The following is an 11,678-nucleotide window of genomic DNA, read 5'->3' on the forward strand; positions in this document are numbered from 1 at the left end:
TGGCGAAACAGACGGCGCCCGTCAGCGCGCGCCCTTGCCCATCGCCCGCGCGGCGAAGGCAGCGAGCCCGGGGTGACGGCGCAGGTCCTGCGCGGCGAGATCGCGCCAGACGTAGGGCAGACCGCGCCAGGACAGCGCGACGCTGACGTCGGCCAACGGCACCCTCTCGGCGCCGAAGCGGCGCTTGTAGGCTTGATTGCCGATGCTGAGGTCGAAGCGGCGCACGCCCTGTGCATGCAGCGCGGCCATGGTGCGCTCGGTGACGAGCAGACCGGGCGAGCATTTCGACCATGGATCGCCGCCATGGCTGATGCGCAGCAGGACATAGGTCGCGCCATGCTTGACGCCGAGCGCGGTGGCGACAACGCCTTCGTCGCACACCAATGCCGAGACCATGGCATAACCTTCCGCGACGCCCCGGCGGACGATCTCGCGATAGAATCGCGCATGGGTCTCGTCGTTGAGAACGAACGGCGAGCCGAGCTTTCGCATGCGGGCCTGCTGCTGGACATCCATCACGTCCAACAACTCGTGCGCACGCGCGACGTCGGCGGCGATCTCGAAGCGCGCGCCGGCATGACGGCTGAAGACCCGCCAGCAGCGCCGCATCTGCAGGCGCTTGATCGAGGCCTGATAGTCGTCATAGGCGTCGTCCATCGACACGAGATTGCCGTTGAGCGAGGAGGATCCGATCCGGCCGAGCGCGACCAGCGGGTTCGGCTTACCGCCGATTTGGGCCGGCATCTTCTTCAGGCGCAGCAGATCGAGACGGTCGGGCAGTGCGCGCAACGCACCGATCAGCGCCGTGTTGATCGCGTCCGTCGCTCCCGCATCCCACGCGGCATCAAGCGCCAGGATCGGTGCGTTGTTGTCGGAGACGCCGAGGTCCGCGAACTCGACGATGCGGATGCCGCGCCTGACATGGCTGATCATCGGCACGATCGCGATGTCCTTGCCGGTGGCAGCATCGGAAATCAATGCGATCAGCGGAGCGACGTCGTGAAACGCCGCGTACCAGGCGCCGAGCCAGTCGGCATGCTGAAACGCGGTGCGGTGCCCCGCGCTCAGGCGCGAGGCCGCCTGCCGCCAATCACGCAGGACATCGACCGCGATGGCCGACGCGCGGGACGCAACATCATCGGGCTGGTCGACGCTGAGGAAGGTCATCCGCGAGGCTCGATCTGCTCGACGCATTGGAACCTGGCCAGGAAATGCAGGCCGGCCACGGCCAGCGCGAACATGAACCAGATCGGATTCTGCCGTTCGAGCAGGAAGGTCTCGGTGGCGCCGTAATAGAGGCCGAACAACCACACGGTCAGGAACAGCTTGGCCAGTGCGCCACTGCGGCTGTGAGCCTGCGCCGTCTGGAAATTGCCGAGCGGGGCGAGCACGAAGACTGCGATCACCAGCAGCAGCCCCGGCAAGCCGATGGTGACCGCGAGATCGAGGTAGCTGTTGTGGCTGTGCGCCGCCGACGTCGCCCATTCGGCGCCCTGGGCGGTGGCCCGCGCACTGACGTCGTCCCAGAACGCCGCATAGCCGTGGCCAATGATCGGCTTCTCGGCGACGGCCGCGAGCGCGAAGTCCCAGATCGCGGAGCGTCCGGTGAAGGTGGGATCGAGCGGAAGCAGCCGCGTCATCGCCGCGAGCACAGGGCTGAGGACACTGCCGACGGTCAACAGGTTCATCGCAACCAGCGGCACGAAGCAGATGATCCGCTTCAGCCAGAGGCCCGGGGTGACATAGACCAGTGATGCGAGCGCGTAGATCGCAAGGCACAGCACCGACGACGTCTTGCCGCCGGTGAAGATCAGGAAGGTGCCGGCCAGCACGGCGATCACGGGCCCCATCACGAACGAGCCGACGGCGGACAGGTAGATGCCGACATAGACCAGGATCGTCATCACGGCCGAGGCGATGTTCTTGTGGCCGAAGCTGCCGCGCCAGTCGCCGGCGAGCTGCGGCTCGGTGACGTCGAGCGCGGTGTGGATCGCATATTGCGGGGCGAGGAAGACGCCGAGATAGCACAGCGTGAGCAGCACGAGTGCGGCGGCACCGAGGCATAAATTGAAGCTGCGCTGCGTCGGCGGCAGCAACGGCAACACGATGGCGAGCGACGTCACGCTGACCGTGAGCACGAATCGCTGCATCGAAACGCCGCGGCTCTCGGAGAAGGCGATATTGACCACGAGCCAGCCCAGCAGGCAAAGATGCAGCGGCGTCACCAGGCTCTTCAGCGCGGGCGCATCCGAGGCGGCTACACACAGCGTTGCCACCGCAGCCAGGAGACCCCAGGCGACATAGGTCAGCGCCATTCGTCCGCCGACGATGACGGTGACGTCGGGATTGCGCAGGTCCGGAAACGGATCGAGCGTCACCAGCACCAGCAGCAGGGCCCCGACCGCGACGAGGCCGCGCGCCAGCGGCACGGCATCGAGACCTGCAAGGCGATCGCGCAGGATATGGCCGAACGATTGAGCCTCGACGTCGGTCATGTCTGCGGCGTTGCGGTCCATGGCTCAAGACATCTGGTGACGCCGGTGAAGCTTCCGGTCGTGGCTCAACTCTTCCGGGGCTTCGTCAACGGGCCTTGCGGAGGTCTGCGACACCGCGGGCTGCCGCATGATGCTCAGCGCGATCTCGTAGTATTGCAGCGCCCGTTGCTCCAGCGTGAGATTGTCCAGGATGTAGCCGCGGGGATCGAACGCGCCTGCGTTGCACCCGGCCCAGAACTTGTCCCAGCCGGCCTCGAAGCCCGCGACGTCGGTGAACTTGACGCCGCAGCGTTCGTCCCAATACGGCACCGAGGACACCGGCGCGAACTGCACGCGGTGCGGATAATAATCGGGGTCGCGCCACGGTCCGCCCGGATCCCAGGCAAACACCGGCACGCCGCAGGACAAGGCCTGTTGATAGGCAATGCCCTGGCTCTCGCTCTGACACAGGAAGATCATCGCCCGCGAACGCCCGAGCGCGGCCTGATAATCCGCTTCCTTATAGCTGCCGTAGCGCAGCTCCGTGAACGAGCGGCCTTCCTTGACGAGCCGGGCGCGAACGGGCTCGATCATCTCCGGCGCGTAGCGCTCGCGGTCCCAGTGCACCTTGTCGTAGATCAGGACGTCGACGGTTTTTTGCGCTCGAGCCGACGGCGCCCAGAGATTCGTGTCGATGCCGACAGGCCAGGCATCGGTCGCGGGCCAATATGGCCGGTACATGTCGACGTACCAGGGACCGGGCACCACGACCTTCTTCACCGGCAGACGCTTGAACAAATCAAGATCGTCGAGCGGATGATTGTGGGCGGCAACGCCGAGCAGGATCGGGTTCTTCCACGCGAACTTGTCGAGCAGGAAGGTGCGGCCGACGATGCAGGCGAGCTCGTCGGGATGTTGCGCAATGTAGCCGTAATCGTTGATGCGGTAGCGGATGCCGAGCCGGTCGAGCCCCGCACAGAGATTCAGGAACACGCGCAGCTGGCCGCTCATGCGCGGCTCGCCGAGCAGCAACCGGCGGGCCATGCGCCGCAGATGCCGGTCGCCGGGAAACCAGCGGTCGTCCTTGTCCTCATAGAAGAGGTTCAGGATCATCGCATCGGGGTCGTGTTCGAACGTGTTTGCGGGCACTGGATTCCATCCGCGGCAGTCCGATGCGCATTCTCGCACGGGGCCGTCTGCCGCACTCTTTGAAATTTGCCACAGGCTTAATGCCAGCGACTTAACGTTATTCTACGAAATCGGCGAGACGCGGGCCTTCTCGGCAACGAGATCGAGCGCAATGCGGGTATCATCCGAGACCGCCGGACTTGGCGATCGTCAGCGTTTCTCAGCGCGGCACACGGGTCCTGGTTAACAGATCATTAAAGGCGAGCCGTAGCGTGATCACCGCCGAAGAGGTTCTCGAACTGCCAGCCGCCTCACGCGCGGCAGTGCCGGCGCGCTTGCCGCATCAGGTCGGCTCGACCACATCGGTATCCGTCGTCATTCCCGCCAAGAACGCTGCGGCCTATGTCGGCGAAACTCTCGCCAGCGCACTGGCGCAACGCGAGGTGACCGAGGTGATCGTCATCGACGACGGCTCGGCCGACGAAACCGTTGCGATCGTGCGCGGCGTGCGTGACCCGCGGCTGCGCTTGATCCGCAACGATTCCGCCGGCGTATCGGCTGCGCGCAATCTCGGCGCGCGACAGGCAAGCGGCGAATGGCTGCTCTTCCTCGATGCCGACGATCGCCTGCGCCCTGGTGCGGTGGCGGCGCTGCTCGCTGCGGCGCGCGGCGCGCCGCGCGCCGTTCTCGTCTATGGCGACTACAACACGATCGACAGCGAAGGTCGCCAGATCGGCCGGCGCGGCCTCTTGAAGGGGCGCCGGAAGCCGTCCGGCGACGTGCTGACGCGGCTCGCCGCCGGCAATTTCATCGTCAATGGCGGCATCGCGCTCGCACGCGCCGAAGCTTTCCGTGCCATCGGCGGCTTCGATACGTCCCTTAGATATTGCGAGGACTGGCATTGCTGGTGCCGCCTCGCTGCGATCGGCGAGTTCGAGTTCGCGCCGGAGCTGCTGCTTGATTATCGTCTGCACACCGCCAACACCATGAACGCTGCGGTCCGGACGCCAAAGGACTTCTTCCCAGCCATTGCGCGGGTGTTCGATGACGGACTGATCCTGGCGCGACTGCCCGGGCGCATGACGGCCGGGCTGCGCCTCGCCGCCGAGATTCATCTCGTCACCTACTCGGCGATGCAGGCGGTCCGCTTCGGCAGGTATCGCCAAGCATTCGCTTATCTCGCGATGATCGGCCGGCGGTCGCTCAAATCGCTGCCGCGCTCGGCAATCCGGGTCGCCCTCGCCCGCTTCGGCATCTAGTCCCCGCCGCGTCAAGACGCGATCTTCGAGGCCTCGTAAGGCTTCGGCTCGAGGCCGAGGGCCGCCAGGGCGGCGCCAAAAGCGACCATCACGGGATGCATCGCGACGACGGCTTTCGACGACGTCGACAAGACGGCGGCGCGAAGGAGCGACAGCGGCAACCGTCCAAGCATCTGCGCGAACACCCGCACCCGCGCCGATGCGCTTCGCGCGGCCTTGTACTGCACACGATAGTTGATCGCACCGATGCGCAGCCCGCGCTTTGCGATCCAGCCGAGGCTGGTGCGGTTGTGCGGCACGGTCTCGGTGATGACGGCCTCCGCCGTCCAGTGGAACAGCATGCCGGCGTCACGGCACCGCACGAAGAAATCGCAATCACCGCCGCCGAGAAAATTGAAGCGCAGATCGAACGCGGGACGGTCGAACCGCTCGAAGGCGGCACGCGTGATCAGGCAATTGCCGCAGCCGTAGATCAGCGGCACCGCACCGCTGTACTCGTAGGCTGGACAGAAGGCGGGATGGCGCGAAAGCCAGGGCTTGCTGTCGTCGTCGAACACCGGCAACACCGGCCCGCCGACCACGTCGGCGCCGGTCGCTTCCGCGGTGCGCACCATCAGCTCGAGCCAGTCCGGCGAAGCAATCTCGTCGTCGTCGATCATCAAGAAACGGGTCGCGGCGGGAAACAGCTCCTGCGCCGTCTCGAAGGCAGCATTGATCGCCTGGCAATTGCCCTGCCGCCTCTCGATGAGGCAAACGCCCTGGAGCCTTCCTGCGGCCAGGAACTCCGCGGCAACCGGCGCGCTCTCGCGCCGCGCCGCATCGTTCTCGACCATGACGACGGCAAAGGAACGCGGGGTGCGCTGGTTTGCCAGCGATTCCAGCGTCAGGCGCAGGTGTTGCGGACGACGGAAGCAGGGAACGCAGACGACGATGCCGACCGACAGGTCGATGACGCGAGAGCTCGCCACGATCTCCCGGTTGGGATCGCGCACGGCATCCGAGATGCGCGCCGCAGACAGGTCTGTCGGGATCAATGTCATGAGGTCTAGATGTCCGAGATGTATTGAAAAAGCCCTGCTTCGATCGCGCGTCCCACGACGGTACATCGCCGCCGGACAGATGCGTCCCAAAATGGACGACTGCCGCGCGGCACATGACCACCAAGTTCGCCGCACGTCATGCTGCAATTGGCGGTCCACGCGCCGACGGCGCTCCAACATGAACAATGCTGTAGTTAATACGCATGCGCATTAACCGGACCGTAAGCACTGCGACCGGTGAGACGATGCGGCATCGGATTTGCTCTTCGGGCAGGCGCATTTTTTCCTGTAAATTTGAATAGAACAAGCGCGGTCAGAATCCATGAACAAGCCAGCCACGATCGATTTCGCGACAGCCACGGCGATCCCCGCGGCCGTGCCATATGCCGAAGCGCTTCATGATCTCGTCCCCGGAGAAGCCCGCGACAGCCTGCTCGCCGTCCATGACGTGCTGTGCCGCGAGCTGCCGCGGGGCCGGCTCGCGATCTATGAAGCAGGCGGCGGCTCGTGCAGCGTTCTGCCGCCGGACTTGCTGAGCCGCAGCAAGGTCACCGTCGTCGACATCGACGAGGACCAGGTCCGCAACAACACCTACGCCGACGAGGCGATCCTCGGCGACGTCCAGACTTACCGCTTCGGCCGCGAGACCTTCGATCTCGTGATCTGCTACAACGTGATCGAGCATCTGCCTGATGTCGACGCCGCGCTGCTGAATTTCCGTGACGCGCTCAAGCGCGGCGGGATGATCCTGATCGGCGCGCCCAATCCGCGCTCGCTCTCCGGGGTCGTCACCAAATATTCGCCGCACTGGTTTCACGTCTGGTTCTATCGGCACATCCGCGGCATCAAAGACGCCGGCCTGCCCGGCGAGCCTCCCTTCCCGACCTTCTTTCATCCGCTGGTGACGCTGCCCCGGCTCCAAGCATTCGCGGCCGCCAACGGCCTCGAGATGATCTACCGCCGTGAGGTCGAAAGTCCGCGCTATCCCGAGATGCGCCGGCGCAAGCCGCTGGTTGCGGCGCTGGTCGACGCGGGCGCCGCGGTGCTGAACGCCGTGCTGCCGCGCGGCACCGACGTCCGCCGCGGCGACTATCACGTCATTCTTCGGAGGATCTGACGGCGATGGCACGTGAGCGGCCCATCACCGGACGAACGGCGGCTCGCGGCCATGCTGCGCGCGGTAACGAACCGTTAATTGCTGGAAGAGGCGGGTATCGCGGGCGTCATAGGGTCGCGCCGAGGGATGGCATGCGCTTAAACGCTTTGTTTGCCATTTCGGTGAATAGTCCCTCAATGAGTATGGTTAATTTTCCCTGTTGCGTTGATTGGGCACCCATATCCCGGGTGCGTGGCGTAAAGCGAAGAGTAACCCCTCAGCCCGCGGCACTTGGAATGAAAGCTGGGGATCATGCTTGATTATAACCAGCCGATCGATCGAGCCGGACCGGAGGCCTCTGAGCGGAAGCCCCAGGGCGGCTTCAACGTGCTGGAGCTCGCCAATCTGCTCTGGCGGCGGAAGGTCGCGATCGCCGCGGCCGCCCTGCTCGGCGCGGCGCTTGCCGTCACCATCGGCAAGAGCGTGACGCCCCGCTACACCGCCACCGCTCAGCTCTATGTCGACCCGCGCGAGCTCCAGCTCGTCGACCGCGAGCTCACGCCGCGCGCCCAGGACGTCTCCGGCATGTCCATGGTGGTGGAAAGCCAGGCGCGCCTGATCACCTCCAACAGCGTGCTGCTCCAGGTGATCCAGCAGGCGGGTCTCGACAAGGACCCGGAATTCGGAGGCGGTGACGCGGCGAGCCTGATGTCGTCGCTGCTCGGCCTGATCGGCCTGCAGCCCCGCGCGCCCTCCGCTGCGGAGACGAAGGAGGTGCAGCTTGCGGCGCTCGAGGCGCTGAACAGGCACATCGCCGTTCGCAAGACCGAGAAGAGCTTCATCGTCGACGTCGAGGTCTGGTCGACGAATCCAGCGAAGGCGGCGATGCTCGCCAACACGCTGACCAATGCCTATCTCGCCGAATCCCGCAACTCGCAGGCTTCGGCGGCACGGCGCGCCACCAACGATCTCTCCAGCCGCCTGAAGGAGCTGCGCGACCGGCTGCGCAACGCCGAGACCGCGCTGGCGACCTACAAGGCCCAGAACAATTTCGTCGGCACCCAGGATGCGCTGATCAGCGATCAGCAGCTCTCCGCCAGCAACCAGCGGCTTTCCGCGGCCCGGGCAGGGACGATGGATGCGCAGGCGCGGCTCGACCAGATCGAGGCGAGCCGGCGTACAGCTGCCGACGCGGGCGCGATTCCGGAGGCGCTGCAATCGCCGACCATTGCGAATTTGCGCGCGCAATATGCCGATGCGCGGAAGAAATATGCGGAGCAGGCCGGCGAGCTCGGCCCGCGCCATCCGGCACTGCGCCAGACCGAGAAGCAGGTCGAGGACCTCAAGCGCACCATCAACGAGGAGATCGACCGCTTCGCCCAGTCCGCCAAGAACGACCTGACGCGCGCCCGCGATTTCGAGGCCTCGCTCAACCGCGCGCTGGAAGCACAGAAGCGGCAAAGCGTGCAGCTCAGCCAGGCCGCCGTGCGGCTGCGCGAGCTCGAGCGCGAAGCCGATGCCAGCCGCGACGTCTATCAGTCCTTTCTCAAGCGCTCCCGCGAGACCGAGGAGCAGGAGAGCCTGAACACCTCGGCCGCCCGCGTCATCGGCGAGGCGACGGTGCCGCAGCGGCGCTCGTTCCCGCCGGCCATGAGCCTGTTTGCCATGATCGGCTTCATTTTCGGGGCGATCGCTGCATCGAGCTGGTTCGTTGTGGCAGATTTGCTGTTCGCTGGCGCAACCGCGCCTGCGACGCCGACACCCGCCCGACGTGAGCGCTCGCCGATGCCACAGGCATCCCGAGCACCGGAGCTCCCGCGGGCTGCGGAGGCTGCCCAGCCGCGGCAGACCCCGCGCGCATCTCAAGCTGCGTCGGCTCCGCCGGAACTTGTCGCGCCTCCGCTGCAGCCTTCGATGGTCGAGCAGCCCTTGATCGAGAAGCCGCTGATCGCACGCTTCCAGGAGGCCGACGTCATCCACACGCTCGGCGCCATACTTCCCACCGGCGGCGGCGTCGATCTCACACGGCTGGGTTGGCCGACGCTGCGCCCGGGCTTTCCCTTGACGAGCCTGCTCAACGCCTGGCGCGACATGCGCGCGGCGGTGGCGCGGCGCGCCGGCGGCAAGGCGATGCCGGTCGTTGCGCTGGTCGGTGCCGGCAGGACCAGCGGCCGCAGCCTGACCGCGCTGAATTACGCGCTGGCGGCCGCCCGCGACGGCGCCCGCGTGCTGATGATCGATGCCGACCATCAGGCGCGCTCGCTCTCGAACAAGGTCATCCGTCCCGGCAAGAGCGAGCCGAGCAGGCTCGGCTGGCTCTCGATCGGCAGCAAGGACTCACGCGAGATCAGGACGGTCAACGGCATCTCGGTGCTCCCGGCCACAGAGGGCGACGCCGGCAAGGCCGCCGACGCCATCCGCAAGGCGATTGCGCAGGCCCGTTCGGCGGGCGGCTATGATCTCGTGGTCCTCGACGGCCCGGCCCTGCCGCTCCCGGCCGGCGGCAGCAAGCTGCTCGACGACATCGACTCGCTGGTGGCCGTGCTGCCGACCAGCCTCGACGTCAACGACAGCCTGGAAGAGATCCTGACCGCGCTCGGCCAGGCCGAGCGCAAGCTCGTCGGCGTCGTGCTCGACGAGCTCGCCCCTGCAATGCAAACGCGCCAGCGAGGCAAACAATATGCTTGAGCGCCGCGTCAACCTCGACGGACGGGCAGCAACTGCCGAGGTGCCGAGAATCACCGTCGGCGGACTTCGCATGGCCGCGCTCGATCTGGAAGAGACCGCCGATTTCATGATCGAGGCGACCAATCCCGCCCATCGCATCGGCCGTCCGCTGTTCCTGACCTCGGCCAATGGCGAGGTGCTGGCGCGCTGCTCGACCGAGCCGCAGACCGAGCGCCTGTTCCGTGCCGCTGATCTGATCAACGCCGACGGTCAGCCGCTGGTCGCAGCTTCGAAGCTGCAATCCTGGTTCCCGCTGCCGGAGCGCGTCGCAACCACGGACCTGTTCCACGTCGTCGCGCGCAAGGCCGAAGCCGCAGGCCGCACCTTCTACATGTTCGGCGCAAGCGACCCCGAAAATGCCGCTGCGGTCGCAAACGTCCAGAAGATGTATCCACGTCTCAAGATCGTCGGGCGCAGCCACGGCTATCTTCGCGGCGAGGCGCTGCGTGCCAAGGTCGAGGAGATCAATGCCCTGGCGCCGGATTATCTGTGGGTCGCGCTGGGTGTGCCCAACGAACAGGCATTCGTGAAGGAGTTCACGCCGCATCTGACCAATGTTGGCGTCATCAAGACATCCGGCGGACTATTCAACTTCTTGTCAGGGAGCCGTTCCCGCGCGCCGCAATGGATGCAGAAGATCGGGCTCGAATGGGCCTGGCGCACCTTGCTCGAGCCGCGCCGTCTGCTCTGGCGTTATTTGACCACCAACCCCCGCGCGCTCTATCTTCTCTTCAGCCGCAACCGCCCCCTCCGCTAAGAGAAGAGCAGAATACGACATGACCGACCGACCGACCGTCCTCGTCACCGGGGGCGCTGGCTATATTGGCTCGCATGCCTGCCGCGCATTGACCGCCGCCGGCTATCAGCCCGTCGTTTATGACAATCTCTCGACAGGTCATCGCAGCTTCGTATCCGGCACGCTGGTGACGGGCGACCTGCTCGACGGCGCGGCGCTGGCGCGCGCCTTCGCCGACCACAAGATCACGGCGGTGATGCATTTCGCGGCGGCGAGCCTCGTCGGGGAGTCCATGACCGACCCGCAGAAATATTACATCAACAACGTCCAGGGCACGCTGTCGCTGTTGCAGGCGATGCGCAACGCGAGCTGCCATCGCATCGTGTTCTCCTCGACCGGCGCCGTCTACGGCAATGCCGATTCCAAGGCGCTGCCGGAAGACTTTCCTTGCGCGCCGATCAATCCTTACGGCGCATCGAAATTGATGATCGAGCGCATGCTCGCCGATTACCGCACGGCCTATGGCTTCGGTGCGTTCTGCCTGCGCTATTTCAACGCCAGCGGCGCCGATCCGGCCGGCGGCATCGGCGAGCTGCGCGACAACGAGACCCACCTCATTCCGCGCGCGATGATGGCGCTTCAGGGCCATGTCGACTTCGCGGTGTTCGGCGACGATTACGACACGCCCGACGGCACCGCGATCCGCGACTACATCCACGTCACGGACCTTGCAGCGGCGCATGTCGCGGCCTTGAAGCTTCTGGAGCAAGGCCATGCCGGCGGCAGCTTCAATCTCGGCACCGGCTCCGGCTTTTCCGTCCGCGAGATCCTCGACGCCATCAGGCAGGAGACCGGGCGCGAGGTGCCGCACACGGTCAAGCCGCGCCGCGCCGGCGATCCCACCTTTCTGGTCGCCGATCCCTCTGCTGCGAGAGAGGTGCTGAACTTCGTGCCGCGTCACTCCGACCTGCCGACGGTCGTCCGCACGGCCTGGGCCTGGCACCAGAAGGCGCATCCGTTCAGGCCGCGTTAGGCAATCGCGGCTGCAATCGCTTGCTTGCCGTGCCCTCGAGCGGCTAGAATGAATTGTCGCGGCTGCGCTGGCGCATCGCCGACAGCCGCGCGTTCCGCATCGCCGACGACGACGTCGGCCTGCATGGTTCGGCCAAGTTGCCGAACCGAATTTTCCGAGCGAAGTGACGATCAAGTCGGCGTGTC

At 65.9% G+C, this 11,678-nt stretch carries 9 protein-coding genes; 5 read left to right on the plus strand and 4 right to left on the minus strand.

The genetic code is table 11. The features are described from left to right. Window positions 1-21: 21 nt before the first annotated feature. The 3 genes from XI05_RS31845 to XI05_RS31855 are packed head-to-tail and all read right to left on the minus strand — an operon-like array spanning window position 22 to window position 3,623. Window positions 22-1,167, minus strand: coding sequence for a GNAT family N-acetyltransferase (locus tag XI05_RS31845; RefSeq protein WP_271509291.1), 1,146 nt, complete (start codon window positions 1,165-1,167; stop codon window positions 22-24). After that, window positions 1,164-2,516 carry an O-antigen ligase family protein gene (locus tag XI05_RS31850; protein ID WP_271509294.1) on the minus strand — a complete coding sequence of 451 codons (1,353 nt, stop codon included), beginning with the start codon at window positions 2,514-2,516 and terminating at the stop codon, window positions 1,164-1,166. The genes XI05_RS31845 and XI05_RS31850 overlap by 4 nt, the downstream gene beginning before the upstream one ends. Before the next feature lie 3 nt (window positions 2,517-2,519). After that, window positions 2,520-3,623 carry a glycosyltransferase gene (locus XI05_RS31855; RefSeq protein ID WP_271509297.1) on the minus strand — a complete coding sequence of 368 codons (1,104 nt, stop codon included), beginning with the start codon at window positions 3,621-3,623 and terminating at the stop codon, window positions 2,520-2,522. Window positions 3,624-3,874: 251 nt separating this feature from the next. Between XI05_RS31855 and XI05_RS31860 the strand changes: the two genes are divergently transcribed. Then, window positions 3,875-4,861 (plus strand): glycosyltransferase, encoded by a 987-nt coding sequence (locus XI05_RS31860; protein ID WP_271509300.1) that lies wholly within the window; start codon window positions 3,875-3,877, stop codon window positions 4,859-4,861. Between the two features lie 11 nt (window positions 4,862-4,872). On the opposite strand, the gene XI05_RS31865 is transcribed toward XI05_RS31860, so the two are convergent. Further along, window positions 4,873-5,901, minus strand: coding sequence for a glycosyltransferase family 2 protein (locus XI05_RS31865; RefSeq protein ID WP_271509303.1), 1,029 nt, complete (start codon window positions 5,899-5,901; stop codon window positions 4,873-4,875). A 322-nt stretch (window positions 5,902-6,223) separates the two neighbouring features. Between XI05_RS31865 and XI05_RS31870 the strand changes: the two genes are divergently transcribed. From XI05_RS31870 to galE, 4 genes are all read left to right on the plus strand, one after another. Beyond that, window positions 6,224-7,018 (plus strand): class I SAM-dependent methyltransferase, encoded by a 795-nt coding sequence (locus tag XI05_RS31870; protein WP_271509306.1) that lies wholly within the window; start codon window positions 6,224-6,226, stop codon window positions 7,016-7,018. A gap of 291 nt (window positions 7,019-7,309) precedes the next feature. Continuing rightward, complete coding sequence (locus XI05_RS31875) at window positions 7,310-9,685, plus strand: exopolysaccharide transport family protein (protein ID WP_271509309.1); 2,376 nt, start codon at window positions 7,310-7,312, stop codon at window positions 9,683-9,685. Further along, window positions 9,678-10,481, plus strand: a complete 804-nt coding sequence (locus XI05_RS31880) for a WecB/TagA/CpsF family glycosyltransferase (protein WP_271509312.1) — start codon at window positions 9,678-9,680, stop codon at window positions 10,479-10,481. Before XI05_RS31875 ends, XI05_RS31880 begins: the two co-directional genes overlap by 8 nt. A gap of 19 nt (window positions 10,482-10,500) precedes the next feature. Continuing rightward, the gene (galE, locus tag XI05_RS31885) at window positions 10,501-11,493 is read left to right on the plus strand and encodes a UDP-glucose 4-epimerase GalE (RefSeq protein WP_271509316.1); all 993 of its coding nucleotides are present in this window, start codon (window positions 10,501-10,503) and stop codon (window positions 11,491-11,493) included. The last annotated feature ends 185 nt before the right edge of the window (window positions 11,494-11,678 follow it).

The sequence above is a fragment of the Bradyrhizobium sp. CCBAU 11357 genome (assembly GCF_028128865.1).
Lineage (GTDB): Bacteria > Pseudomonadota > Alphaproteobacteria > Rhizobiales > Xanthobacteraceae > Bradyrhizobium.

Excerpts from the sequence above, each read along its gene's own strand:
- XI05_RS31845 (WP_271509291.1), bottom strand. The coding sequence starts at position 1,167 with ATGACCTTCCTCAGCGTCGACCAGCCCGATGATGTTGCGTCCCGCGCG.
- XI05_RS31850 (WP_271509294.1), bottom strand. The coding sequence starts at position 2,516 with ATGGACCGCAACGCCGCAGACATGACCGACGTCGAGGCTCAATCGTTC.
- XI05_RS31865 (WP_271509303.1), bottom strand. The coding sequence starts at position 5,901 with ATGACATTGATCCCGACAGACCTGTCTGCGGCGCGCATCTCGGATGCC.
- XI05_RS31870 (WP_271509306.1), top strand. The coding sequence starts at position 6,224 with ATGAACAAGCCAGCCACGATCGATTTCGCGACAGCCACGGCGATCCCC.
- XI05_RS31875 (WP_271509309.1), top strand. The coding sequence starts at position 7,310 with ATGCTTGATTATAACCAGCCGATCGATCGAGCCGGACCGGAGGCCTCT.
- XI05_RS31880 (WP_271509312.1), top strand. The coding sequence starts at position 9,678 with ATGCTTGAGCGCCGCGTCAACCTCGACGGACGGGCAGCAACTGCCGAG.
- galE (WP_271509316.1), top strand. The coding sequence starts at position 10,501 with ATGACCGACCGACCGACCGTCCTCGTCACCGGGGGCGCTGGCTATATT.